The sequence below is a fragment of the Thiospirochaeta perfilievii genome (genome assembly GCF_008329945.1).
Taxonomy (GTDB): Bacteria; Spirochaetota; Spirochaetia; order DSM-2461; family DSM-2461; genus Thiospirochaeta; species Thiospirochaeta perfilievii.
Window position 1 is genome coordinate 2,202,456 of sequence record NZ_CP035807.1, and the last position, 25,580, is coordinate 2,228,035.

Consider the following 25,580-nt stretch of genomic DNA (forward strand, 5'->3'; position numbering starts at 1 on the left):
GATAAAAATGAACTTAACAGATAAAAAATATTCACAGTACTCACTAACTAAAGAAATGTTGGAAACAGTAGAGGTTATGAGAAACTTTGATGTAAATATAGGAAAGAAATATAGCGCTGATATTAAGGCAAAGAAAGGTATTTTTTATACAGGAGAGGGGTCATCAAGACTTTTTCCAGGAAAAAGAGCTATTTATGAAACAATGAAGGATTCGGGACATAAACCTAGTGCTACAGATGGAGCGACACAGGCCCTAGAGTATGATTTAAGTGATTATGCTGTAATTGGTCTATCTAATTCTGGTAAAACTAAGGAGTTAGTACGACTCTACCATAAATTAACTAAAGATAACCACAACGCCTTTTTTGGTATTACAGCCTTTGATAATACTCCTGTTGCTGATCTTCCTAAACAATCAACTGTTTTATCCTGCGGTCCAGAGATGGCAGTTGCAGCTACAAAGTCTGTAATCGAGCAGGCTTTGGTTGTTGATTCTATTGTACACGCCGTAAATGATAAGGAGATGCCAAGTTTAGAAGTTGCTGCTAATGCTGTAGAAACTGTATTAACCCAAGAGATTGATCCTGAGCTAATTAACAAAATAGCCAACGCTGGAACTATCTATTTTGCAGGTAGAAATAATGGAGTTGCAGAAGAGTTAACACTAAAAACTAATGAGATCACTCGAAAAAAATCTGACTACCTAGAGGGTACTTATGCAGCCCATGGTATTGAAGAGGTTCAAAATAAGGAAGATGTAATTATTGTTATTGACCCTTTTGAAGCTGAAGAGGAGAAATTTAAAGAGTGTCTAGTTGATGGTGTAGGTCTTACAATTATAGCTATTTCAACCAGGGATACAATATTTCCAACAATTAAAATCCCTAAAGTTGATCACTACCAAAACTATGTTGAATTAGCAGCAGGGTGGAACTTGTTAGTTGATACTGGTATAAAGCTAGGAATAGAGATTGATAAACCTGTTAGAGCACGTAAAGTCGGGAATGAGTTTATTCCTGAATAATAAATAAATAAAGCCATCAAAAAATAGTTTGATGGCTTTAATTATATTGTTGTGCTAAAATTACTATGTGAAAAGTGAAAATAACTTATTTCATCTAAAAGTTATATTTAAAAAGTATCCTGTATTTCTATTTTTTTTAGGTTTTGTTGGAATCATAACCTTATTATCTGCTATGTTTATCTTTAATAACTCTATTATTCAGCTGTATATGTTCTTTCTATCAATTATTATCTTTTTTGTTTTTTTTTACAGGGTAGGGGTTTTTCGTTATAAAAAACATCAAACAAAAAATATCCTTATCAATAAGGAGAGGGAGCTTTCTAGGGAAAAGTGTAGGGTTGATATCTTACTTGATGTGGGGCAATTATGCTCTTGGCAGTACTCTGTAAGTGCTGGGATACTTAAATTTGATGCATCAGGAGCTAATATTTTAGGGGAAACAAAGAGTTATTATACATATGAAGAGTTAATACAAAACAGATATTTAAAGAAGATTCTGGACTATATAGAAAACCTAGATACACCTGTCTTTGATGAAGAAGCCTGTTTCCCCTTTGTTAATAAGTGGGTAATTATACGTGGAAGGTGTATAGGCCGGGATATTGATGGAAGGCCAAACCAGTTTATAGGTATTATTATTGATAATACAGAAAGAAAGCAGACCTTAAAGAAGTTGGAAGAGATATCTGTAACCGACGAACTAACCAAGCTTAAGAATAGAAGATTCTTTTTTGAAACTTTTTCAAGGGAGTTAAATCTATATAAACGTAATCACCAAGTTTTTTCAGTTGCGATGTTAGACTTAGACTATTTTAAAAAAATTAATGATGAGTATGGGCATTTAGCAGGGGATTATATTTTAAAAAAGTTTGCCGACTTAATAACTAGAGAGGTTCGCCCCTACGATGTTGTTGCTAGATTTGGTGGAGAGGAGTTTATTATTATGTTTCCTTCAATAGATAAATCTGAGGCAAAAAAAATAGTTAATAGATTAAAAGTAAAAGTTGGGTTTCTTGAGAACAAGTTCCATGACCAACTTATTAAATTTACCTTCTCCTGTGGGATTGGGGATGTTTCTGAAATAGGCCAGTATACGGAAGAGGAGTTTATCACTATAATTGATGATAGATTGTACAAGGCTAAACACCTTGGTAGGAATCTCATAGTATCTGGAGGTTAAATTGATAGATTTAGACTTAAAAGAAGTTATTGAAGTTAGTGGTAGTGGAATAATTGTAAAGTTAACAAAGAGCGAAGAGGGAATCTACCTAAATTTCGAGTCTGAGGAGGGTGGAAGAGTTATTCGGATTCAACCCCATGAAGAGGATAAAAAAACCCTTGTACTATCCCTTGATAAAAAGAAACCATCTTTTTCCGTAGTTAAATAACAGTGGCAAACTATTTAGGGGAAATATCCGCATTTGGTACTGTATTCTGTTGGGTTATCTGTTCTATAGCCTTTGAAAGTGCTGGTAAAAAAATAGGTTCAATGCCAGTTAATATAATTCGATTAGTGATGGCATTTATTTTTATCTCAATTTTTACACTATTTAGTAGAGGTCTATTTTTTCCAGTAGATGCAACTCCAAAATCCTGGTTTTGGTTATCTCTATCTGGTGTTGTTGGTCTATTTATTGGTGATTTATGCCTTTTTAGAGCCTTTGTTTTAATAGGCTCAAGAATATCCCTTTTAATATACTCCCTTGCTCCACCTATATCTGCTCTGCTTGGTTTTTTTATGTTTAAGGAGACCATGTCTATCTATGCTATAGTTGGTATGTTTATTACTATTTTTGGAATAGGTTTAGTTATTTTAAAAAAGGATAATAAGAGATATAAATTTTCCCATCCCCTAGAGGGTGTTCTGTTGGCAATAATTGGTGCTGTGGGACAGGCATTTGGTATAGGGTTAAGTAAGTTGGGTATGGCTTTAGAGAGTGGGGGAACCTACGATCCAATTGCTTCAACACAGATAAGAATTATATCTGCAACAGTCTGTTTTATTATTCTATTTTTTATTACAAAAAGATGGTCCTATGTTTTTAAATCCTTTAAAGATCTTAAGGCTATTGGGGATGTTGCCATAGGGTCATTTTTTGGGCCATTTATAGGTGTAACACTCTCCCTTGTTGCAATAACATATACAAGTATGGGAATTGCATCTACAATTACATCCATACTGCCTGTGGCAATAATAGTTCCCCACGTTTTCATTTACAAAACAAAGATATTTAAAAGAGAAGTATTTGGGGCAATAGTGGCGGTTTTTGGTGTATCTCTACTCTTTATCTAGGTAGTTAAGTAGGGAATTAATACCATTTAAAACCCTCTGACTATTATTTTTAGAGTCGCTATCTAGCTCTATATCTAGGGCTATGACCCTATCTATTTTACCGGTGTAAGCGATAAACTCCCCTTTAAATCTATCTAAGATCGGGATAGCAGGTGAGTACATCATCTCTGGTTTATATCCAATTCCTTTTCCAAGTAATTGGGCTATTTCCCATGGACGACTCTCTACAATAAAGTTATTTCCCCTAGTTATCTTGTACTCGGGGTATACTCTTCCCCCAGACATATACCCATGTAGAGAGAGGATAATAAGCTCAGAATGTCTCTCTAGTAGTCTATCAATTAAGTCTATTAAAACTTTTGTAGTTGGAAGAACTCTGTTTATAAAGTCCCTGTTGGGGTCAACATAGTGGTCTATACCATTTATATATGTATTTTGATTACCATAAAAGATCCTGTAGTAGAGAGTTTTATTGAATTTAGTTAGATCGCTACCATCTTTTATATATCCTCTACTATCTAACTGCTCCCTAAGATAACCCCTTCTATTAACCTCTTTAGAGTAGAGTGTTGGGTTGACCGATGGAATAAAATAGATTGTTTTATTTCCATTAAGAGTATCTTTTAAAAAGTTAGCAACTGTAACAGTTTCCCGCTCATCTCCGTGTATACCTGCTATTATTAAAAGTGCTCTATTAGAATCTACACCGTTATTGAATAGTAAAATATCTCTTTTCCCTGAATCGAGACCTAAACTCTCTTGGGAGAAGAGAAGTTGGGATAGACTAAGTAATATGAATAAAAGTTTAATTTTCATTATATTTTAAAACTAGTTTATTATTAGATGTTCTGCAAGGTAGAAGTGGATTGATTTTGGAGGAACATAAAACTCCTCCAATCTATATTAGTTACTCTCTTTTTTAATAATTTTACTTGCTACTAAAAAGAGAATTCGTCCTCCAATAATACCTCCAAAAAGCTGGATAGTATTAGTTGGGAAAACTTCACCAATAGCCATCTCCATTCCACCTATATCCTTTAAGAAAAAAGCTTCTCCAATAAAATAGGTTGCAACCATTAATAGACCACCAGTCAATAGTAGTAGAAGATGTTTTATACCTTTTTTATTATAAGATAGGTAGGCCATGGAAGCCTCTAAACCCTTAGCTATAAGAGTCATAGGTGCAAACATTCCATACCCTATAACTATATCTGCTGTTGCCGCCCCAAGACCAGCTACTAAAAATGCGGCTATCATATTTCCCCAATCACCCTCTTTAATAAAGTGGGCTATAAATAATCCTGCAAAAACAACTGCAATATCACTAAAATTGAAAAAACCCACACCTACAGGTACCGCTATAAATATAGTTGTAAGTGTCACTGTTGCAAATAATACTAATAAAGTAATTACCCTTTTTGTCATATTTTCTCCTCTAATACTCTCTCTCTCTCTAAGAGAATTTTATATTTTGTTTCAAAACCTCTATATATTCCAAAAAATAGGGTTAATGGAACCGCTAAATAGTGATAAATTTTTTGTAGCCCCCTATTTGTTCTGTTTAGTGGGTGATATTCATAATGTATTTTTAATCTCTCCATTACCTCTGTTCCAGAGACCATTAATATGTAAAAAATCTTACTTAGAGGACTATTTCCTGTTAAAAGGATTATATCTATAAACCCTATCTTAGAAAATATAATATTTATAAATGCAAAGAGGTTTGGAATAATGAAAATTCTTAATACAATAGATTTCCATCTCTCTATATAAAATTCTAAAGCAAATTCTCTACCCATTACTAGGTATTTATATGTAAAAAATATTGTGTGTAGAAGAACTATTGCTATAAGTAAAAATTTTGTAAAGTTTAGAAAAGTAAGAAGTCTCTCTCTGTTACTTAAAAAAAAGTAGGTAGTGAATATAAGAAAAATCGTAAGCTGATAGGGTATGCTCTCTCTAAAAACAGTGGTTGAAGTTATTACAAATACAAATATTTGCAGAGTATATAAAATAAACTTAAACCTAGCTTTAACTATTAAAGAGTTCAATATTAACTCCTCCCTCTTTACTACTTAGCTGTAGGGTTTGATACTCTGTTTTGAAAAGATGAGAAATAATAAATATATGTTTACACTTTAGGTTCTCTACAAAAGTTATAAAATCTTCAACTTTCCCAAAGTACTTATCAGCCTCGTCAAATATAACCACATCTAAATTACTATATTTAGAACACTCAGTAATAATAAAACTCTTTTTTGAGTCGTCTGTTGGGGTTAGTGTTGTCTCATCATTAAACTCAAGGGGTATATTATTGTGACTATCATCATTTAAAAAAATTGTTTTAAAAAAAGACCCCTGCTTTTTAAGAGTTTCAACAAATACTTTTACTAGATTTATAAGGTTATAACAGAGTATCTGATTCTCAATATCCTGGGCAAAATAGAGTATAGATTTATCCTGTTTTTTTAGCTCTTTAAGTAGTACCCCTTCTATAAAGCGACTTTTACCTACCCCATTCTCTCCTTTTATAAGATATATACCTGTTGGGGAATCTATGCTCTCTTTTAGATTGTAAGTTAGTTGGGATAGTTTATCGTTGTATACTCCCTTCCTAAGCAACATATATACCCCTCTCTTCTAGGTATTTTTCTAGCTTCTCTCTGCTTTTAGGAGATAGGGATTGGGTTATATTTACTAAATTTAGGGTTACTTTTTCTAACTTCTTTTCCAATATTATATAACTTAGAGTTACAAGATACGCTATTGATCGTTGCCCACCACTTAGTGTATTTATGTTTCTTGATGGTTCAATTTTATAATTGAACTTTGTTTCTATGTCTATAAGAATTTTTTTTTCTATCTCTGTATAATTCCATATATCATTTAAGAGTAGTTCATCCTTTATTCTGTTAGATATAAACTCTTTATTATACTCAATTGTTAAAAACCTCATCTCTCTCCCTAGGAAAATTATAATAACTTAATAGAGTAGATTGCACTAGTCTTTTTTAGCTATAATGAAATATGATTTTTAAAGGTAATTCAGTTTTAGTAAGTAAAAAAGATAATAGTGTTCTGTTAGAAAATGTGGGTGATGATGCAGAGTTTATCCCTTTAATGGATTTAGCTTCCCTTATAAGTGGTCAGGAGCTTAATAATATATTAAAAGAGTATCAGGTAGATAATTGGAAGCGACGTCATAACTTTTGTGGTACCTGTGGCAGTAAAACAACATTCGATATTGATGATCAGTGTATGGTTTGTCCAAAGTGTCAAGAACGTTTTTATCAAGCTATGTTTCCTGCAATAATTGTCTCAATAATAAAGGATGATAAAATTTTATTAGCCCATAATAAGAACTTTCCTGAGAATTTGTATTCTGTAGTTGCAGGTTTTGTGGATATAGGGGAAAACCTTGAAGAGACTGTAGCCAGGGAGATAAGGGAAGAGGTTGGAATTGAGGTTAAGAATATAAAATATTTTGCAAGTCAAAACTGGGGTTTTACATCATCCCTAATGTTAGCATTTACTGCTGAGTATAGTTCAGGAGAGATTGTAGTAGATCAAGAGGAGATAGACAGAGCAGATTGGTTTACTCGGGAAAATTTACCGGATCTGCCTCCTAAGATTAGTATTTCTAGGGATTTAATAGATCATTATGTTACAGGGATGTAAGTTGAAAGTTACCAGTCTTATTTTCATCTCTATTTTGGTCTTCTCATGTCAGACATATACTAAAGAGAGTCAAGAGGTACTGGATTCTAGGGATGAACTTAGAGGATTAAGATCCTACGTTTACGAAGATTGGATAGAAGCTGATCAACTTTTTGATAGGTACTTTGATGAATATACTAAGGATCTTCCTAATAGCAAATACTTTCCTGTATGGTTTAATTCCATAGGGGAGAAGATGAATGGAGTGATATTCACTCCACAAGTTCAAACAAAGGGTACTGTCCTTTTTATACATGGTTATGCTGGTAATAGTAGAGGATTGCGATATATAGGAAATAGATTATTAAAAGATGGATACGTAATTGCAGCTTTAACACTTCCAGGCCACGGCTTAGCTGGTGGAGATAGGGGTGATATAGATAACTTTGATGATTATGCAGTTGTAGTCTCTGATTTTATTAAAATCTTAACAGACAAGGGATTAAAACCAGATTTTGCGGTTGGTCATAGCACCGGTGGCTCATCTTTAATAATATATAACCAGAAATATGGGTGGGAGTTTAAAAAAGTTATTTTAATAGCTCCTTTAATCCATTCTTCATATTGGTATACCTCTAAGATTACAAGGTTTATTACTAGGCCTTTTATAAAGAAGTTAGATACACGATGGACTGGCCCTTTAGCTGTTAGCACATTTCCTATGCATTGGTTTGATGAACTTACAAAATGGAATAAGAAGTTAGAAAATTATAATAAAATGGATGATGAAATTATTGTATTACAAGGGGATAAAGATCGAATTGTAAGTTGGAGATATAATATAAAATTTATAAAAGAGTTATATAATAAGAGTGAGGTTTTAATTTATAAAGATGGAACCCACACCTTATTCCTTGATGAGGAGTGGGATGGTATAAACGTGATCAATAAGGCTTTTAATTTTTACTACTAGTGTTGGATAACTCGTTATAGCTCTCTAATAGGTCTTTATAATAAAGCGCTAACTCTGAAGATTTCTTATCAAAGTCATCTAATATTGAGGAGTCCTCAAGTGTTGTTTGACTCTTGATTCCAACAAGTTCTAAATTAAGATGTTTTAAGCTATTAATGGATGAGGTAATCTTTAATTTCAAAAGCTCCTTATCCTCTTCTAACTTCTTTATTGTAGTAATATGATTATCGATATCATCTATTAGTCTGTTATACTCCGTAATTAATACTGGTGAGTCAGTGTTCCCTTTTTTGTTTTTTAACTCTTCCTTATCAAGAATTAAGTCATTAGTTGAACTCTCCTTTAAAAGTTCATCTAAATCCTCTTCTTTTTGAGTTAGTAGTTGTATGGTCTCTACATAGCTATCTATTTTAGGTAGAATATCCGAAGCAAAATCCTTAAACTTATGTCTTATCTCAACAATTGTCGATAGGATTGACTCTCTTAGAACTATAGCTCTTTGGAGTTGACTGTTTGTTAGAATGTCACTTATGTCATTAGGGTCTATATTTATTGGTTCTTCATAACTCTTCCTGTTTGTATAGGAAGCCCAGTGGGAGGCTACTCCAATACCCATGGCTACGATTGGTATAAAAGACCACATAAAAGCTGTTGATGTTATTATGTTTATTGTTAATAGGTATATGGAAACCGCAATATTACTTATTATATGCTGATAAAAGTTGTGTCTTAGTCTATGGGATTTAATAAGCTCTTCTAAATCTTTAGTATCCATGTCTGTTATATTTATAACATCATCTAGATTTTTTAAAGCGATAAATCGCTCTCCCCAATGGGAAACCATTCCTATACCCCATCCTCCTGTTACAAATAGAAACCAGGGAAAACTAGGTGAAGTCATCATATTTAATATAAATATACCAATGTTTACTGCTATGTAAGTTGTGAGATGTGTTCGTAGATTATTATAGGATTTTATCTCTTTGCTTTTTACTTTTTCTTTATATACTTTTAAATTCATGATTAAATTCTCTATTCAAATTTGGATATTGTCAAGTATATTGATTTGATTGGAAGAATAAAAGAAAAAAGTTGCGGACGACTGGACTTGAACCAGCACGAGCGTAAGCTCACTACCCCCTCAAGGTAGCGTGTCTACCAATTTCACCACGTCCGCTAACAGAGAGTTATATTAACTTTTTAGAGGTAATAAAGTCAATATTCCTATACAAATATTTGACTGATAGTGATTGATGGATTATTATTAAAGTAGACGGAGAGTTAGTTCTCTAGATAATAAATGTGAGAGTTTTCAGACAACATTGAATGCTCAACTGAAAACATTTCTAAAGCCGGCCAGTATAACCGGCTTTTTTTAATTAATAACTCCTAGCTGTCCACAAGCCCCAGCAATTTCTTGTCCTTTACCATGTCTAATGGTTACTTTTAAGCCTAAGTTATAGAGAAAACTTGAAAACTTCTCCACATTTTCCATTGTAGGTTCTTGAAAGTTTTTACCTGGAACATAGTTATATGGAATTAAATTTATTATAACATCCAGACCCTCTAGAAAGTCCCTAATCTCTATTGCCTCGTTAAGGGACTCATTTATACCCTGGAAGTTTATTATTTCGATTATCAACCGTTTATTTGTTTTTTGTTGGTACTGTTTAAGGCTCTCTTTTATTTCGGAGAGTTTAGGTGTATTGGGCATAAGTTTATATCTTAGATCTTGGTTTGCTGTAATTAAGGAGAAGGCTAATCCTGGGAAAGGAGGGTTTTTTAGAAGTTTGTCCATACCAGTTATTGCACCGCTAGTAGATATTGTAATTCTCCTTAGAAAAATATTGTATGTTTTAGGGTTTGTAAATGTTTTTATCGAAGTTAGAACATTGTCAATATTGTGCAGAGGTTCACCCATTCCCATATAAACTATGTTGGTTATATCCCTTTGGAAAACGTCTTTAAGTGCTTCAAACTGCCAAATAATCTCTGAACTAGTAAGATTTCTTTTTAGTCCCATAGTTGCAGTTTGGCAAAATTGACAATTTTGAGCACAACCTACCTGACAACTTAAACATGCTGTAACTCTATCTGATTGATCGATAAGTAGGACGCTTTCAATAATTGAGTTATCATCTAATTTAATTGCAATTTTTCCTGTATTATCAATTGCTCTAAGGGTTTTTATTACTTTCATTGCCAAATATTATTAGTTTACAGTAAATTGATCCATACTCTTACTTAGTTTATTAACAAGATTGTTATTTGTTATTTCTTTTGTAGTTAACTCTTGTAGTTTGGAGCCAATTTGAGTAACTGCATTAGACATTATATTTGCAGAATCTGTAACATCTATAATTATTTTGTATACTGCCTCTTCTTCATCTTGCATTTTATTATTCATAGTATTTAATTCCGAAACTGTAGAATCAACAGTGTAGCTATTTGTTTTAAGGACAGACATAGCCTCAAGAATTTCATTGGAACCTTGATTTTGTTCTGTCATAGCGCTTTTTATTTGGTCTTGGTTTTGAGCAACAGCTTCAATTTTATCAGTTATATCTGTAAATGTTTTTTCAGTCTCAGTTGAACTTTGAACTGCAGCTGATATTGCTACTATTATATTTCCTAGGTTCTCAGTTATCCCTTTAGACTGTGAAGCTGTTGATTCAGAAAGCTTTCTTATTTCATCAGCTACAACAGCAAAACCTTTACCAGCATCACCTGCATGGGCAGCTTCTATTGCAGCATTCATAGATAATAAACTTGTTCTATCTGCTATGTCAGCAATTAATGCATTTGCACTTTTAAGAGAATTAGAAAGTTCAAAAACAGTGTTTATTTTGTGGGTAACCTGATTTATTTGTTCTTTTCCTTTTATTCCAGAAGTCGATAAGTTTTCAACAATGCCTGCAGTTCTTTCAACACTTGTAGTTACTGTTCTAATATTCGCTATCATTTGTTCAACAGCTGCAGATGATTCCTCTACAGCTGTCATTTGCTCTTCAACAGCACCTGATAGCTTATTGGTATATGATACTACCTGATCCATCTCTTCTTTTAATGAAATAACACTGTTTTTCTCTTTATCTAAACTAAGTTCAACACTACCTAGGGATGTGTTTACATTGTCGTTGGAACTGTTAACTTCTGTTATTATAGTTTTTAACTGATTACTGAATTCAACAAAATTTATTCCTGTTTCTTTTATATCTGATATAAGAAGAGCTAGGCTTGATATGTAGCTATTAAAGGCATTTGATAACTTACCTATATCATCATTTATATCCTCTTCTAATAAATGAGTTAAATCTCCACCACCAGCACTCATGGCTTCAAGTCTATGGGTAACCTTGTTAATTCTTTTAATAATATAGCTTGTAATGAATATTGATAATAAAAATATAAACAGTGTTGTAACGGAAATACCAATTATACTTCCGTTTCTTGTTGCAGTTAAGTTGTTAATAATTTTAATATTACTCTCTGCTATATATTTTGATTCAATACTAATCATCTCTTGTATTTGGGATATAATCCTAGTTCCATCACTCCAAACTTTTGTACTATCTAAATTATACTCTCCAAACTTATAATTACTGTTTATTCTATTATGTACTTCTTTTAAAAATCTTAATTCATTAGATTCTAATAAACTAGTTCTAACCTTTTTGGAATTATCTGTTAATAATATGCTACTACTTTTAAGACTTAAAGCTATTGTATTAAAGTCAGAATAAATTATATCCACTACATCAGTAGGTATTGCCTCGTTTTTTTTAATAACTGAAGATGCATAACCTCTAAATCTTCCTGCAGATTCTTGAATTTCAATTAATGCATTTAAGCCTGTCAATCTTTTTCCTATACCTCCAGCAGTTTTTTCACTAACGGCGGTTAAATTAAGCTTAATTAATATATTAATAATTGTTGTATAATTTTCCATTACAGCAAAGGCTGTAATGCTTTTATTATCAACCTGTGTTCTTAAACTCTTAATTGTTTTGGTTAAAGATTCATATTCATCTTTACCTTTATTATATAAAGTACTTATATAAAGAGCATCATTGGTTTCTATATAGCTCTTATCTACGTTACTTCTTGCTTCGGTGATTTTACTCTTATTATTGTCACCATTTATGTAGTTCGAAGATAAACCTCTTTCTATTTGTATATTTGTCATTAAATTAGCTATGGAGAAAACTAAACTAGAATTAATTGTTTGCTTTGAAGCAGTATCAATTTCACTGTTGAGTCCATTGACCTGTGTCAATACATTAAAAAGAAAGCCCATAAATGGTATTAATGCTAATATTACTAAACTTTACTTGAATGATAATTTTATTTTTTTCATAGAATTATTATACATACATTATCTGTTATATATCAATTAAATTTAGTAGTATCAATTAAATATGGAAGAAAAATTAATTAATGAATATTTTGATGACTGTTATTTTTCAGATGAAAGCGGATATTTAGAGTCAGAATATGTTTTTATAAATGGAAATAACCTAGAAAGTAGATTGAATGAAGAGTTAAGTATTGGTGAAACGGGTTTTGGTACAGGGTTAAATCTCCTTGTCTTAGAAGAGTTCCTCGAAGGGAAATTGGTTGCTGATAAAACTGTTAAATTTACAACTGTTGAGAAGTATATAATAGAAGTTGATGTTGTTAAAAAAGCTTTAAGCAGTCTAGCAAATATCTCAGAAGAATCACTTAGTCGTCATTTAAACCTGTATGAAGAGATTTGTGCCAACAAAAAAAACGGGTGGAATTCGATATCGGTTGATAGATCATGGGGGAGGTTAGAGTTTAACCTGTTTTATGGTGATATTATGGATTGTTTTGAAAATTATCCCATTAAAAATAATTGTTGGTTTTTTGATGGTCATAGTCCGGATAAAAACCCAGAAATGTGGAGTGTTGAACTGTTTAAAAATGTTTCTAAACAGACAAAAAAAGGTGGAACATTTGCAACTTTTACAGCTGCTGGAGTAGTAAAAAGAGCTCTTAGAGATGCAGGGTTTACAGTAAAAAGAAAAAAAGGATTTGGTAGAAAAAGACATATGATTACCGGCTTCTTTTAATTCATTAATAAAGTTTAAAAGATTGACAAATATAGGTATGAATATATAATGATGAATACTAAATATTAGAATAAAATTACATGGAGGGAGTCATATGCCATATTGGGTTATGATTTTAAGTTGTTCCCTCGTTGGTGTGTTAATTGGTTGGCTATTAAGATTAGCCTATGCAAAATATCAATTGTCATCTTCTGAGCAAAGGGCTATTAGATTAAAGCAAGACGCAAAGATTGAAGCTGAAAGACAAAAAAACGAGTATTTACTTGAGGGTAAAGACCAACTTCATCGCGAACGGAAACAACAAGATAAAGAGATTAGAGAAAGACAAAAAGAGTTACAAAAGTATGAAAAGAGAATACAAACTAAGGAAGATTCATTAGAAAAAAAACTTTCAGACATTGAAACTCAACAGAAAACGATTACCTCAAAGGAAGTTGAACTTAATGAGAAATCCAATAACATTACTAAGTTAGAGGATGAATTAAAACTTGAACTAGAGAAGGTTTCTGGTCTTACAAGGGAAGAGGCAAAGAGAATTATTGTTGAAAGAGTTGAAAATGATGCAAAGCATGATGCTCAAGCTCTTGTTAACAAGATTGAACAGGAAGCTAAGGATACTGCTGAGAAAAAAGCTAGAGAAATTCTTGTTTCTACAATTCAAAGAATTGCTACTGATGTAACAAGTGATGTAACGGTAACTTCTGTTAGTCTACCTAGTGATGAGATGAAAGGTCGAATTATTGGTAGAGAAGGTAGAAACATTAGAACTTTAGAGACATTAACTGGAGTTGATATTATTATAGATGATACACCAGAAGCTGTTGTTATCTCATGTTTTGATCCAATTAGAAAAGTTATTGCTAAAAAGTCATTAGAGAGACTTATCTCCGATGGAAGAATACATCCTGCAAGAATTGAAGAAGTTGTTCAAAAAGTAGCTGCTGAGATTAACCAAATTATAATTGAAGAGGGTGAAAAACTTCTATTTGATCTAGGTGTACACAATATTCCTAGAGAGGGTGTTAAAGCCCTAGGTAGATTATACTTTAGAACAAGTTATGGACAAAATATTCTTGACCACTCTAAAGAAGTTGCTGTATTAGCAGGAATGATAGCTGCTGAAGTTGGTGCTGATAGAGAACTTGCTAAACGTGGTGCACTTCTTCACGATATTGGTAAGGGATTAGAGACCGATGGAGAGGGTAACCATGCTGAGTTAGGTGCAGAGTTCTGTAAACGAATGGGAGAAAAACCACTTGTTGTAAATGCAGTTGCTGCCCACCATAATGATGTAGAGTTTGGATCTTTAGAGGCTATAATAGTACAACTTGCCGATGCAATTTCTGCTTCTAGACCTGGTGCTAGACGGGAGAGTTTAGATAACTATATTAAACGTTTAGAGAACCTTGAAAGAATTGCAGAGAGCTTTACAGGTGTTGAGAAGTGTTTTGCTATACAAGCTGGACGTGAGCTTAGAATATTAGTTAACAGTGATACTGTAACTGATAAGGATGCTCTACCACTAGCTAAAGAGATAGCTAAACAGATTGAAACAGAATTAACATACCCTGGAAGAATTAGGGTTGCAATAATAAGAGAGACTAGAGCAATAGAATATGCCAGATAGTAAAAAGGTTGAGAACTCTTTTAGAGTTCTCATGCTAGGAGACATAATTGGTCACCCGGGCATGAGAGCTCTTTTTTCTTCTTTAAAGAGATTAAAAAAAGAACAAAAAAGTGATTTTGTTATAATTAATGGTGAAAACGCTGCAGATGGCTTTGGGCTACTTCCTAATCAGGTAGATGAGATTTTTAGTTACGGAGCGGATGTTATTACCAGTGGTAACCATATATGGCAGAAAGAGGAGTTATATCCCCTTTTAGATAACAAAGAGAGACTTCTAAGACCTTCTAACTATCCTAACGGTGTTCCAGGCCATGGAGACTGTGTTGTTGAGTTGAAAGGTATTAAATTAGCAGTATTAAACCTACAAGGTAGGGTTAGAATGTCTGTTAATAGTGAGTGTCCTTTTAAACAGGGACTAAAAGATATTAAACGACTAAGATCAATTACAAAAAATATTGTTGTGGATTTCCATGCTGAGGATGTTACCGAAAAAGAAGCTCTAGCTGAGTATTTTAATGGTAAGGTTAGTGCTGTTGTTGGAACCCATACCCATATCCAAACTGCAGATGAGAGAATCCTTGATGGTGGAACTGCCTATATCTCTGATATTGGAATGACAGGCCCAATGAATGGTATTATAGGTTCAGACCCGGACGCTGCAATAAAAAGAACATTTAACTCTATTCCATATAAAACATCTATCCTTGATGAAGATGCTGTAATTAATGGGGTTTTAATTGAGATAGATGCTAGTAATGGAAAGGCTGTTTCTATAGAGAGAGTATCCTACGATACTGGACTTTAATGGCTAAAAAAAATTTACTACATGTTTTAAAAGATCGTTACCCAGATATAGAAGAGAAGCAACTCTATGCATATATTATGTGTGGAGAAGTTATCTGTAATGGTGGTAGAATTAAAAATCCAAAAGAGAAGATAAAAACAGATAGTGAGATAACCATTAAAGGGATGAAGTATGTCTCTAGGGGTGGTTATAAACTTGAGAGTGGTTTAGACTCTTTTAATTACAGTGTAACTGACCTAATTGTTGTAGATGCAGGTTGTTCCACAGGGGGGTTTACAGACTGTCTCTTACAGCGTGGAGCTAAAAAGGTCTACTCTATAGATGTTGGGAGCAATCAACTTGCCTGGTCTCTTGTTAATGATCCAAGAGTTTCTCCTATGGAAAAAACTAATATTATGTCCATTGACAAATTAGACCCAAAACCCCACTTTGCAGTGGCGGACCTATCCTTTAGATCTGTGTTAGCCCCAGCAAGAAAACTTTTTAACCTTATTTCTGGAGATGAGATTTTAGTCCTGGTTAAACCCCAGTTTGAATGGGAAGACCCTGATAAGGACTTTGATGGAGTTGTAAGGGAAGGGGAGACTATTATATCAATATGTTTAAACCTAATAGATAAACTAGAAGAGGACTCTATCTATGTTAAAGGTGTAACCCTATCCCAAACTAAGGGGCGTAAGGGTAACCAAGAGCTTCTTTTTCTTTTAACTACAAACAGAGAGGATAAAATCAACGATATTGGACATGTTATATCATTGATGTTTGTATAATAAGACCTAGGGCTAGAAATGGAATAAATGGTATTTTTGTATACCTTTTAATTATCTTTGAAAGATATAGAATTACTGTAATAAATATTGCAGAGATTGAGCAGTATATAATTGAGTATAACCAAAACTTATATCCAAAATAGATAGCAGTAATAGAGGTATACTTTATATCTCCCATTCCAATGTTACCTCTACTACCTATATAGAGTAAAAAGAAGGTTAAAAAAGCTATAGCCCCACTAATTAAAGACAACTTTAAATCACCAATTAAAATTTTATCTATTAAGACAAAAATAAACAAAACTAGAAGTATTTTATTAGGAACCTTTTTATATCTTAAATCATAGTAGATTAGGTAGAGAGAGGTTAATAGAATTATATAAATCATACTAACTCCCTATAAATAGAGATTAACCTATATTTATTCTCTGACTCAATCCACCTAAGTATCAATGTAGTTTTAAATGATTGCTTTTTATCTAATATAGTCACACCCCAAAATGTTGTTTTATTCCCTAGGTAGTGTTTTTGACTCTCTTTACTTAGACTTTTAACAGCTTCTAATAGGGATTTATCCAGATACAACTCATTCCAAAAGGGTTGAATAGTCACCCTATTTAGTAGAACATCCCCATAAATGGATATGACCCTTTTAAACTCCCTACTATCTATAGGCTTTTTACTCTTCCTTCTATTCTGAATATACAACTTTAGACTATTAGCCTTTGATTTATTATCTGATAATTGAAAATATAATAACTCTAACATAGTATCCGACATACTGTTTATATTTGGTAGACTGTATGTTGTAAATAGTGTTTCTAACTCTATATCATCCTTAAAAAAGTCCCTATATGTCTCCATATCTGTTGTAAAACCAACACTATTCCTATACTCCTCTAGATCGACCCATGAAAATCCCTGCTTTAAAAGTTTATTAAACTGCCTGTTTTTAAATATGGTGAAATCAACAAAGTTAAGATCAATTTTTGATGATAGATCTACAAACTCTATTGTGACTTGGTTATTAATTATAGTTTCTATTTTTTTATATACATCTAAGTTTTTATTAAGGTAGTCTATAACTTCTTTTACGTTATCTATACTACTATTTAATATCTCTAACTTATCAATTGATTTATCTATTGACCTATTTAAAATAGATACTGAGTAGGCTGCTCCTATGGCTAAAATTCCCACTGTTATTGAGAACATAAAAGCCTTAATCGAGTTGGACAATAATAACTCCTAATGGAAATTTAAACTCTATATTATCCTGGGTATATAGAATAAAACCATCTTTAAAATCTATATCTCCTGTTAGGTTTTTAGATGAGTATAGAGCCTTTTTTTCAGATTCAACTATTATTCCTTCCACTCCTGTTGTGATAATTAAGGTATTATTCTTTAAACCATTGTAGTAGTTAAGTGTTAATATTCCCCCTTCTAGTGTGTAGTTATATTGTGATAAAAACCAGGGCTGTTTGACTCTACTTGCCTCTTCTTTTAATAGAAGTTTAAGATGTAATAGATCATTTTTAACAATCAGTTTATCTACGCTACTACTGGTAAAGGATTGGATAGTAGAGCTATTTATATAGATAATTGTGGATAATAACCCAAGGATTAGAATGGTTATAAATGTTTCAATAAAGGTATAACCATCATCCTTAAAAAAGATCTTGAATAGACTCTTCATAAGCCATGTTTTCCTCTAATGTAATCTCTACCCTATTTATTGTTTTATCCTTAAACTTTGATGTCTGAATAAGAAGATCAAATGTGGAGGTTAAAGTTGTTAATAGTATTAATAGGGCAAATATAACATCAATCATAGGAGTTTATATCCTTGTTTAAACCTAAACCGCCAATTGTAGAGTCTGCACCTAATGAGCTTATTGTAAATGGTAGACCATTCTCCCCTGGGATTTTATATAAATATTCATTATCCCAAGGGTCTAAGGGTGTTTTTTTATCAATATACGGGCCATCCCAGTTTTTAGGTACAGGACTTAAAACTGGTTTTTCCCAAAGGGAGTTTAAACCCTGCTCTACAGTTGGGTAAACTTTGTTATCCTGTCTATACATCTCTAGAGCTAGTTTAAAATTCCCTATCTGGCTAGTTGCAGCTGTAACATTTGCTTTTTCCATCTGTTTTACTGCAACAACACCCACTCCTGTAGTTAATAATAGAACAATTGCTATACCAATAATTGTCTCAATAAAAGTCCAGCCATCATCCTCTTTTAATATTTTAATTAACTTCTTTATCATCTTTTAAATCCTCCAATAATAGGTCTACATATTTATAGTTACCACTTTTAAGTTCTTTTAGAATATTAATTGCTTCCTCTTTATTATCTGTTTTGATTAGATATATAGCTTTTAGATAGTTAAAATAGATATCCTTTTTGTCTATTTTATTTAGTTTTTCTATGGTTTTTAAAGCCATACTATTCTCTTTCTCTTTTAATTCTTCCTCTAACAAGTAGATTAGATCAGAGAAACTTTGAAGGCGAATAATTAGAATACTCTCTATGTCGTAATGGTCCAGATCTACAGTTGTATCTAAAAAATTATCTCCACTTACACCTACTAAATAACTACCAAATGTAAGCTCAGGGATTAGAAATTTCCCATCGATATCCGTATTAACACTTTTTATTACCACTCCCTGGGTATTTGTTATGGTTATTATTGCATTTTGAACAGGGTTACTCTTTTTGTCGTATACAACACCTAAAAGGGAAGTTGTTATTCCACTATTTTTTATCTGAGTTGTTTTACAAGAGAGTAAAAGTAGTGTTCCAATTAAAATTACTATTATCTTTCTCAATTTAATACCTCATATTTGATTCCATCTTTTTCGAATAAGAACTTACTGTTCTTCTGGCCTAGATATTTCCAGTCTGAAATAGTTGCACCACTTTTGAATCTATATATTCTGCCATGGTTCCTCTCTTTGAACATGGTTATTACTCCATCTTCTTTTTTTAATAATCCAACAAAACTAAACTTATCTGTTTCTAATATTTCTATTTTGTTTATACTCTTAAGCTCTTCCTCCTGTTTTAGTGGTAAAGGTTCGGGTGTAGCTATAAAAAGTTGGACACCAAAGGGTTCTAGGATATTTGTAGTTTGTTCATTTATCTCTTCTAGTTTTCTAGGACTGTCTAAATAGAATGCTCTGTTTTTCTGATAACTTTTTACATTCTCCATTACTTCCATATTTCCAGAGAGGTTTTCATTATCTATCATACGTAGATTAAACATAGGGTAGTAGTAAAATTTATTTTGAACCCTAACCCTATTTAAATAGGTCTCTAGATCTTTTTTAGTTCCAGTAAAGGAGAAATTTACCGACTCCTCCCCCTGGCTATACTGGCTTATTGTTAGGCCACTATTTAGAAGATCTGCCTTAACCTTGTTAGTCATATTTTTTAAATTTGGAGAGTCTGTAAAGTAGGATTTTAACTCTTCTAACCTTTTATCTAAACTCTCTAAATCCTCTTTGCTTATTAAATCTATTGGTGGTTTATAATTATCAATTAGTGTTTGATATTTATCAATTTTACCAGCATTATCCTTGTAAACTAGGTAGTAGTTATTATACAAATGATATCCTGATAGTAGGAAAATAAGGGTTAGTAGGATCGATAGTAGAATTTTTCTCTCTAGGGGCATATTACCTCCCCACTAAAATTAACCTGTTCGTATAACTTCTCTCTAACAGTAGAGTTTAGTTTGAATTTAAATATAGTTGACCTATTTAAAGAGTCTACTAAGTCTAGGCTATTAGGTGTTATTGCCACTATGGACAAAAATCGATTGTTATATGTAAAGTTTAAAACCTTGTAATTATTAGAGTTGGAGTTTAACTCATAAAATATAGAGTATATGTTTGGTGGGATATTACTCTCTAGGGATAATATTTTATCTAGTTTATTCTGGTATAACTCACTACTCTCTCCGCTAGTTGTTTGAATAATTTTATTATACTTAGACTCTAACTCCTTTAAAGCTTTAAAACTTCTATCTGTTTTATCAATAAGGGTATAAACAGAGAGGCTTATACCTAAAAGCATAACTGTTGGAAAGAGTAGATTTAGTCGGCTCTGCCTCTTTTTATTAAATAGTTTACCCCTGCTTATTTTATAAAGATCTTCTAGTATTAAAAGGCGTTCTTGTGGTGGCGTGTCAAAAGTGTCTAAATTTGCCCTATCTGTAACTACTATTGGATCTAAAAGTTTAGGAAGGTTATCGGTTACGCTATATATACTTAGTGTATAAAAATTTCTGTTTTTAATTTTTAGGTCTATTACTTCATTATGATAGTAGATCCTATAACTTCCATCCTTTTTTAATAGGGATTTAAAGATTAAAAATGGGTGTAGCACTTTACCCTGATATTCTAAATAGTTTTCCCTTAACATGTAGAAAAGTAGGGCTTTTTTCCCACTAACTATATAGTCATAGATTAATCTATCTGGTGCTGGGAAGTGGTTTAGAAGTTGGGATTTTATATACCTATTTATCTCATCTATCTTTTTTAAATTTGGGAAATCTATTAATACTAACTCTCCATGCACCATTATAAAAGCCCTCCCATTTTTGTTAATAGAGGTAGAATGAATAGTAGTATTAGGGTGAATAGAACACCTCCAATTAATAGGGTAAATAAGGGGTCTATTATTACCATAAACCCATCAACCCTTTTATTACTCTCCTTAAAAAAGTAGTTACTTAAATCATCTAATACAGAGTTTAAATTCCCTGTTTTCTCACCAACTTTTATAAATGATGATATTCTTACTGGGAAAGGGGAACTTTTAAATGCAGAGGACAAGCTCTCTCCTCCTACTATTTTATCCCTAATAATAGAGACCTCTTTTTTTAAGTAGAGGTTGGATATTACTCCCTGGGTATATAGTAGGCTCTCCTCTATGTTTAGATAACTTTGAGATAGTACAGATAGGGAGAAGACTAGGGTAAAGCTACTGTTTTCTAAAATTATCTTCCCAATAAGTGGTAGTTTTAAAAGTATTCTATCCATCCTTAAATCCTCTATTCTAAATAGTAAAAGTAGAGATGAAATAAGGAGTAAAAATCCAATTATAACGCTTTTTACTATCTGTCCCCTCTCTTCTAAACTACTCCCTAATCCATCACCAAGGGTTGAGAACATCTGGTTAAATTGGGGAAGTAGAACTGTGATAAAGAGAATACTAAATATTGATGTTAATATAAGTATAAAGATTGGGTATATCATTGCTGATTGTAACTTATCCCTAAAAAGTTTTTCCCTCTCCAGGTATGTATTTAACTGCTTTATAATTAGTTTTAAATTTCCTGTTCTCTCCCCAACTGTAATTAGTCCCTGGTATAATATAGGTAGGTTGGGGATTAAACTCTTTAGGGTTTCCGAGAAGTTCTCCCCCCTGTTTAGCCTAATGGTTACATCTTTACATAGCTCTATAAGTTTTTTATCTGTTAAGGTTTTCCCTGCTATCTCCACTACATCGTTAATAGAGAGGTTAGCACTTATTAACATATTGATGGTTTGGGTAAAAATTAGTAACTCCTTAGGTTTTAGTTTATAACCTAATTGGGTACTACTTAATCCATTACTCTTTTTAAATGATAGTAGATGGAGATTTTTATTTTGTAGTGTTGTCTCTAAAACTTCACTACTACTGGCCTTAATTATTACCTCTTTTATGCTTCCAGAGTCATCTACAACCCTACAGATATACTCTATCATGATAGTATCCTCTGTAGTTCACTTTTTGTTGTTAATCCACAATTAACTAAAGAGTCCCCAGCTTTGTAAAGGTCGATAAACCCTTGGGATATTAGGTGTTTTTTTATCTGGTAGGGTTTTGCTCTATCTAATATTAACTCTTCTATTTTATTATTAAGTAGGAAGCCTTCGGATATGGCAATTCTTCCCTTATATCCACTATCTAGACAGCTTTTACAACCTGATCCTTGGCAACTATTACAAGTTTTTCTAATAAGCCTTTGGGCAAATGAAGCCCTTAATACAGAGGTAATTAAATAGTCTGGAATTCCTAAATCCTTTAGCCTGCTTATTACAGAAATAGCGTCATTTGTATGTAGTGTAGATAGTACAAGGTGACCTGTTAAGGATGCCCTAATTACTAGCTCTGCTGTCTCCTTATCCCTTATCTCCCCAATCATAATAACATCTGGGTCCTGTCTTAAAACTCTTCGTAGAATATCGCTAAATCCTAGGTTTATATTGGCCTTAACCTCGATCTGGTTAACCCCTGGAATGTTGTATTCCACAGGATCCTCAATGGTTATGATTTTTTTCTCCCTACAATTTAGCTCTTGTAACATTGCATTTAGGGTTGTTGTTTTACCTGATCCTGTAGGGCCTGTTATTAGTATTAATCCGTGGGGATACTTTGTAACCATTTTTAATCGGTTTAGGTTATCCCCCCTGTATCCAAGATCTTCTAGGCTTTTAAGGTTATCCTTTTTAATAAAAAGTCTTAGTACTATAGACTCCCCAGAAGATATAGGCACAATAGATATCCTTAGATCTACACTTGTATCCTCTAATTTTACACTTACTCTACCATCCTGGGGGACTCTTCTCTCCATAATATTTAGGTTGGCCATTATTTTTATTCTTGAACTAATACCTGGAAATAGGCTCTTTTTTATACTATCCCCCTCTATTAATACTCCATCGACTCTGAATCTTAAATCTATATGGTTTTTATACCCCTCTATATGGATATCCGATGCATTTAGATTAATTCCATCTATAATTATAGAGTTCACAAGGTTAATAACTGGGGCGTCATGGGCTAATCTGTTTAGGTCGTTCTCCTGGAGGTTCTGTTGGGTATCCCCACTTAAACTAGAGTCACTTTTTGATATGTAGGATGTAAGTTCAGACTGATTTATCTGGATATACTCCAGGGTTTTATCCTTTAAAAGATGGTTTAGTCCACTCTTTTTCTTTAAGGGTAGTTTAGATGTATATCCAATTATTACACTTGTTTCATCCTCTTTTAGCTTGATGATTCCATTTGTCTTAATATATGGGATGGGGAACTGTTTTATATCTTTTAAGTAGATTTTATAATCATCTAAGGAGGGTTTTTCCATTAAAGGAACTCCTTATATGCTTTTTCCATTTTTTTATCTATGTTGTCTAGTAGACCATCCTCAATATATGGAAGTAGGTAGATGGTAAACTCTGATTGGGTCTGCCTCTCTACATTTTTTCTAAAGAGGAATCCTAATAGGGGGATATCCCCTAAAAGAGGTGTTTTTTCCTGGGTAGTCTCTTTTTTACTACTAATTAGGCCCCCAATTACCACAGGAACACCCTCTCTAGTTCTAACTTCGGTATTTACTATCTTCTCCGATGTTGAAGGAATCCCTGAGTTATCCCCAGACACTGTAGTTTCATCGGAGAGGGTAGATTGAACACTTACCGTTACCATTCCATCCCCACTGGTCCAACCCTCAATATCAAGAATTATACCCCAGGATACCTCCTGGGTAGCCCCTGTTTTTTCCACATCCCCATCGGAATTTACTGTTGTTTGATAGAACCTACTGGTTGTTGTATTTCTAAAACTTACCTTTTTCCCGGATAGGGCCTGGAGTGTTGTATCCACAAGTATTTTTGACCTGTTATTGTTTAATGCTGCATTTAGTTCAAAGCTAAAAAGTGGACCAAATGCGGACAAAACGTTGAAATTTAACCCTAGAAGATTTCCAAGGTTACCAGAAAAGGCACTCCACTCATCTTCTGGTAGGGTTATATCCCCATTCCCCTCACTATGGGCCTTTGTATTAATTCCAAAAGTAAAATCATCCCCAATACTGTTTTGTAGCACTAATATCTTATACTTTAACTGTGGAACAGGTTTGTCCATCTTATCTAGTTCAGCTAAAAATGATCTGTATGCCTGATCCTCTCCGTAGTAGTAGATAACTGATGGGTTTGGTGTTGTAACTATTTGGTCTAAGTTTACTGTTTTAGGCAGGTTATCTAGTAGGTCCTCACTCTTTATATATTTTAGGGTGATAGTATGGCTTTTAGGAGCTAGGTCCATCTGATTTTTAAGTAGTAATAACTCTTTATACTCATTATCTGTTAGTAGTATTAAAAAAGAGTCCTTATCCATATTTATAATTGAGCTTTGACTATACTGCTTAAGAAGGATATTTTTAAAGTTATCTGCACTAATAAAGCTCGTTTTTATCAGCCTAGGTCGCTTTTGTAGATCCCTGTCTATTAGGTCTATAAATTGAATTATTGGTTCCGTTTTAATATTAGTTCCGTAAACAATTACAGAGTTTGTATCCTCATCAACCTTTAAAACATTGTTACTCATAAAACTGCCAGGCATAAGCTTTAGTAGATCCTTTACCAGGATGTTTTCTAGCTTAATAATTCTGGTTAATATGTGTCTATTTGCGATCTCTGTCTTATTTATATCAAAGATGTAGTAGATGTTATTAGATAATACATAGTCAGAGCTTCCCTCTTCTAATATTAGGTTTAACATCTGTTCTAGGGTTTTATCCTTGTAGTTTATCCTCTCTATAATATTGTCATTTCTGCCTTGTAGACTGTACTCCTTCCCTGCCTTTGTAAATAGCTCTTTAATGACCATACTAAATCGAACTCTATTTAAGTTAATCGAGTATAATTCCTTATCATTTACCACAATCCCATCAGTTTCTGTTAGACCATTGGTAAGACTGTTTGGGTCTTGTATATCTTTTTTTATGTAGTAGTAGTTTTCATTCTCTTCAATAACATAGTCGTTGTACTTTTTCATAATAATTTCCAGTACAACTTTTAGCTCTAGGGTTTTAATGTTTAAACTAATTTTATCAGCTTCCAGCCTATCGTAGAGTATGGTTTTTCCACCTAAAGTAGAGAGTCTATCTAATATTAGTTTTAAATCTACACTGTCGCAGTTTAAAGAGATCCTACTCTCCGAATCTATATTTATTTCAATTTTGCTTACTCTGTAAACTCCATCGGCCTCTGTTAGGTAGAGCTTTTGACTCTGAAGAAATAGATTTAGTGCTTTATCAATATTCTCTGTTGTAAAGTAGTAGCTACAGTTTCCAGTAACACTCTCATCAGGGATTATGTTTTTACCAGTAAGGTCTGCTAACACCAGAAGAACATCGGTTACTGGTTTGTTGTCAAACTCTAGTACTTGGGCTTGTGAATACAATCTAGGAGTAAACACTATTATAAATAGGAGGGTTAAAGTTTGATTTTTTAATTTCATATAAAGCTTATATGTAATTTTTGTTTATATGATTCAATT

Annotated in this window: 29 protein-coding genes and 1 tRNA gene; 10 read left to right on the forward strand and 20 right to left on the reverse strand. The window is 32.8% G+C overall.

Annotated features, from left to right (window positions below; genetic code table 11):
• Nucleotides 1–7: 7 nt before the first annotated feature.
• The 4 genes from EW093_RS10075 (at nucleotide 8) to EW093_RS10090 (ending at nucleotide 3,317) form a co-directional block, all read left to right on the forward strand.
• Nucleotides 8–1,024: an SIS domain-containing protein gene (locus EW093_RS10075; RefSeq protein WP_149568281.1), complete on the forward strand. Its 1,017-nt coding sequence runs from the start codon at nucleotides 8–10 to the stop codon at nucleotides 1,022–1,024.
• Between the two features lie 67 nt (nucleotides 1,025–1,091).
• The gene (locus EW093_RS10080; protein ID WP_149568282.1) at nucleotides 1,092–2,204 is read left to right on the forward strand and encodes a GGDEF domain-containing protein; all 1,113 of its coding nucleotides are present in this window, start codon (nucleotides 1,092–1,094) and stop codon (nucleotides 2,202–2,204) included.
• A 1-nt stretch (nucleotide 2,205) separates the two neighbouring features.
• Nucleotides 2,206–2,412, forward strand: a complete 207-nt coding sequence (locus EW093_RS10085) for a hypothetical protein (protein WP_149568283.1) — start codon at nucleotides 2,206–2,208, stop codon at nucleotides 2,410–2,412.
• A gap of 2 nt (nucleotides 2,413–2,414) precedes the next feature.
• A complete protein-coding gene (locus EW093_RS10090) occupies nucleotides 2,415–3,317 on the forward strand; it encodes a DMT family transporter (RefSeq protein ID WP_223111594.1) in 903 nt (300 codons plus the stop codon).
• On the opposite strand, the gene EW093_RS10095 is transcribed toward EW093_RS10090, so the two are convergent.
• The 5 genes from EW093_RS10095 to EW093_RS10115 form a co-directional block, all read right to left on the reverse strand.
• The gene (locus EW093_RS10095; protein WP_149568285.1) at nucleotides 3,303–4,133 is read right to left on the reverse strand and encodes a M14 family metallopeptidase; all 831 of its coding nucleotides are present in this window, start codon (nucleotides 4,131–4,133) and stop codon (nucleotides 3,303–3,305) included. The two genes, EW093_RS10090 and EW093_RS10095, sit on opposite strands and share 15 nt — an antisense overlap.
• 87 nt (nucleotides 4,134–4,220) lie before the next feature.
• Nucleotides 4,221–4,742, reverse strand: coding sequence for an ECF transporter S component (locus tag EW093_RS10100; protein ID WP_149568286.1), 522 nt, complete (start codon nucleotides 4,740–4,742; stop codon nucleotides 4,221–4,223).
• A complete protein-coding gene (locus EW093_RS10105; protein WP_149568287.1) occupies nucleotides 4,739–5,368 on the reverse strand; it encodes a hypothetical protein in 630 nt (209 codons plus the stop codon). Before EW093_RS10105 ends, EW093_RS10100 begins: the two co-directional genes overlap by 4 nt.
• On the reverse strand, nucleotides 5,349–5,942 hold the full coding sequence (locus EW093_RS10110; RefSeq protein WP_149568288.1) for a hypothetical protein: 594 nt from the start codon (nucleotides 5,940–5,942) through the stop codon (nucleotides 5,349–5,351). The genes EW093_RS10105 and EW093_RS10110 overlap by 20 nt, the downstream gene beginning before the upstream one ends.
• Entirely contained in the window at nucleotides 5,932–6,273 is a 342-nt protein-coding gene (locus EW093_RS10115; RefSeq protein WP_149568289.1) for a hypothetical protein, read from the reverse strand. Before EW093_RS10115 ends, EW093_RS10110 begins: the two co-directional genes overlap by 11 nt.
• A gap of 71 nt (nucleotides 6,274–6,344) precedes the next feature.
• Here EW093_RS10115 and nudC point away from each other — a divergent pair, with 71 nt between their 5' ends.
• Complete coding sequence (gene nudC / locus EW093_RS10120) at nucleotides 6,345–6,995, forward strand: NAD(+) diphosphatase (RefSeq protein WP_149568290.1); 651 nt, start codon at nucleotides 6,345–6,347, stop codon at nucleotides 6,993–6,995.
• Between the two features lies 1 nt (nucleotide 6,996).
• Nucleotides 6,997–7,947 carry an alpha/beta hydrolase gene (locus tag EW093_RS10125; RefSeq protein ID WP_187759668.1) on the forward strand — a complete coding sequence of 317 codons (951 nt, stop codon included), beginning with the start codon at nucleotides 6,997–6,999 and terminating at the stop codon, nucleotides 7,945–7,947.
• Here EW093_RS10125 and EW093_RS10130 read toward each other — a convergent pair.
• The 4 genes from EW093_RS10130 to EW093_RS10145 form a co-directional block, all read right to left on the reverse strand.
• Nucleotides 7,931–8,968, reverse strand: coding sequence for a 2TM domain-containing protein (locus EW093_RS10130; protein WP_149568292.1), 1,038 nt, complete (start codon nucleotides 8,966–8,968; stop codon nucleotides 7,931–7,933). The two genes, EW093_RS10125 and EW093_RS10130, sit on opposite strands and share 17 nt — an antisense overlap.
• Nucleotides 8,969–9,040: 72 nt before the next feature.
• Nucleotides 9,041–9,124: transfer RNA gene (locus EW093_RS10135), tRNA-Leu, on the reverse strand.
• Between the two features lie 198 nt (nucleotides 9,125–9,322).
• Nucleotides 9,323–10,147, reverse strand: a complete 825-nt coding sequence (locus EW093_RS10140) for a radical SAM protein (RefSeq protein ID WP_149568293.1) — start codon at nucleotides 10,145–10,147, stop codon at nucleotides 9,323–9,325.
• Between the two features lie 12 nt (nucleotides 10,148–10,159).
• On the reverse strand, nucleotides 10,160–12,133 hold the full coding sequence (locus EW093_RS10145) for a methyl-accepting chemotaxis protein (protein ID WP_187759669.1): 1,974 nt from the start codon (nucleotides 12,131–12,133) through the stop codon (nucleotides 10,160–10,162).
• 232 nt (nucleotides 12,134–12,365) lie between these two features.
• Here EW093_RS10145 and mnmC2 point away from each other — a divergent pair, with 232 nt between their 5' ends.
• The 4 genes from mnmC2 (at nucleotide 12,366) to EW093_RS10165 (ending at nucleotide 16,242) form a co-directional block, all read left to right on the forward strand.
• The gene (gene mnmC2 / locus EW093_RS10150; RefSeq protein WP_149568295.1) at nucleotides 12,366–13,040 is read left to right on the forward strand and encodes a tRNA (5-methylaminomethyl-2-thiouridine)(34)-methyltransferase MnmC2; all 675 of its coding nucleotides are present in this window, start codon (nucleotides 12,366–12,368) and stop codon (nucleotides 13,038–13,040) included.
• Between the two features lie 94 nt (nucleotides 13,041–13,134).
• Nucleotides 13,135–14,667 (forward strand): ribonuclease Y, encoded by a 1,533-nt coding sequence (gene rny / locus EW093_RS10155; protein WP_149568296.1) that lies wholly within the window; start codon nucleotides 13,135–13,137, stop codon nucleotides 14,665–14,667.
• The gene (locus tag EW093_RS10160; RefSeq protein WP_149568297.1) at nucleotides 14,657–15,472 is read left to right on the forward strand and encodes a TIGR00282 family metallophosphoesterase; all 816 of its coding nucleotides are present in this window, start codon (nucleotides 14,657–14,659) and stop codon (nucleotides 15,470–15,472) included. The genes rny and EW093_RS10160 overlap by 11 nt, the downstream gene beginning before the upstream one ends.
• A complete protein-coding gene (locus EW093_RS10165) occupies nucleotides 15,472–16,242 on the forward strand; it encodes a TlyA family RNA methyltransferase (protein WP_149568298.1) in 771 nt (256 codons plus the stop codon). Before EW093_RS10160 ends, EW093_RS10165 begins: the two co-directional genes overlap by 1 nt.
• Here EW093_RS10165 and EW093_RS10170 read toward each other — a convergent pair.
• The 11 genes from EW093_RS10170 to EW093_RS10215 are packed head-to-tail and all read right to left on the reverse strand — an operon-like array spanning nucleotide 16,220 to nucleotide 25,541.
• Entirely contained in the window at nucleotides 16,220–16,630 is a 411-nt protein-coding gene (locus EW093_RS10170) for a prepilin peptidase (RefSeq protein ID WP_149568299.1), read from the reverse strand. The genes EW093_RS10165 and EW093_RS10170 overlap by 23 nt on opposite strands.
• Entirely contained in the window at nucleotides 16,627–17,481 is an 855-nt protein-coding gene (locus EW093_RS10175) for a hypothetical protein (RefSeq protein ID WP_149568300.1), read from the reverse strand. The genes EW093_RS10170 and EW093_RS10175 overlap by 4 nt, the downstream gene beginning before the upstream one ends.
• Nucleotides 17,465–17,941: a hypothetical protein gene (locus EW093_RS10180; protein ID WP_149568301.1), complete on the reverse strand. Its 477-nt coding sequence runs from the start codon at nucleotides 17,939–17,941 to the stop codon at nucleotides 17,465–17,467. The genes EW093_RS10175 and EW093_RS10180 overlap by 17 nt, the downstream gene beginning before the upstream one ends.
• Nucleotides 17,913–18,077 (reverse strand): hypothetical protein, encoded by a 165-nt coding sequence (locus EW093_RS17325; protein ID WP_187759670.1) that lies wholly within the window; start codon nucleotides 18,075–18,077, stop codon nucleotides 17,913–17,915. The genes EW093_RS10180 and EW093_RS17325 overlap by 29 nt, the downstream gene beginning before the upstream one ends.
• On the reverse strand, nucleotides 18,070–18,516 hold the full coding sequence (gene gspG / locus EW093_RS10185; protein WP_149568302.1) for a type II secretion system major pseudopilin GspG: 447 nt from the start codon (nucleotides 18,514–18,516) through the stop codon (nucleotides 18,070–18,072). The genes EW093_RS17325 and gspG overlap by 8 nt, the downstream gene beginning before the upstream one ends.
• Nucleotides 18,497–19,078 carry a carboxypeptidase-like regulatory domain-containing protein gene (locus EW093_RS10190; protein ID WP_187759671.1) on the reverse strand — a complete coding sequence of 194 codons (582 nt, stop codon included), beginning with the start codon at nucleotides 19,076–19,078 and terminating at the stop codon, nucleotides 18,497–18,499. The genes gspG and EW093_RS10190 overlap by 20 nt, the downstream gene beginning before the upstream one ends.
• Nucleotides 19,075–19,926 carry a hypothetical protein gene (locus EW093_RS10195; protein ID WP_149568304.1) on the reverse strand — a complete coding sequence of 284 codons (852 nt, stop codon included), beginning with the start codon at nucleotides 19,924–19,926 and terminating at the stop codon, nucleotides 19,075–19,077. Before EW093_RS10195 ends, EW093_RS10190 begins: the two co-directional genes overlap by 4 nt.
• Entirely contained in the window at nucleotides 19,917–20,834 is a 918-nt protein-coding gene (locus tag EW093_RS10200; protein ID WP_149568305.1) for a hypothetical protein, read from the reverse strand. Before EW093_RS10200 ends, EW093_RS10195 begins: the two co-directional genes overlap by 10 nt.
• Nucleotides 20,834–22,003: a type II secretion system F family protein gene (locus tag EW093_RS10205; protein WP_149568306.1), complete on the reverse strand. Its 1,170-nt coding sequence runs from the start codon at nucleotides 22,001–22,003 to the stop codon at nucleotides 20,834–20,836. Before EW093_RS10205 ends, EW093_RS10200 begins: the two co-directional genes overlap by 1 nt.
• Nucleotides 22,000–23,385: a GspE/PulE family protein gene (locus tag EW093_RS10210; RefSeq protein WP_149568307.1), complete on the reverse strand. Its 1,386-nt coding sequence runs from the start codon at nucleotides 23,383–23,385 to the stop codon at nucleotides 22,000–22,002. The genes EW093_RS10205 and EW093_RS10210 overlap by 4 nt, the downstream gene beginning before the upstream one ends.
• Entirely contained in the window at nucleotides 23,385–25,541 is a 2,157-nt protein-coding gene (locus EW093_RS10215) for a hypothetical protein (protein ID WP_149568308.1), read from the reverse strand. Before EW093_RS10215 ends, EW093_RS10210 begins: the two co-directional genes overlap by 1 nt.
• Between the last annotated feature and the right edge of the window lie 39 nt (nucleotides 25,542–25,580).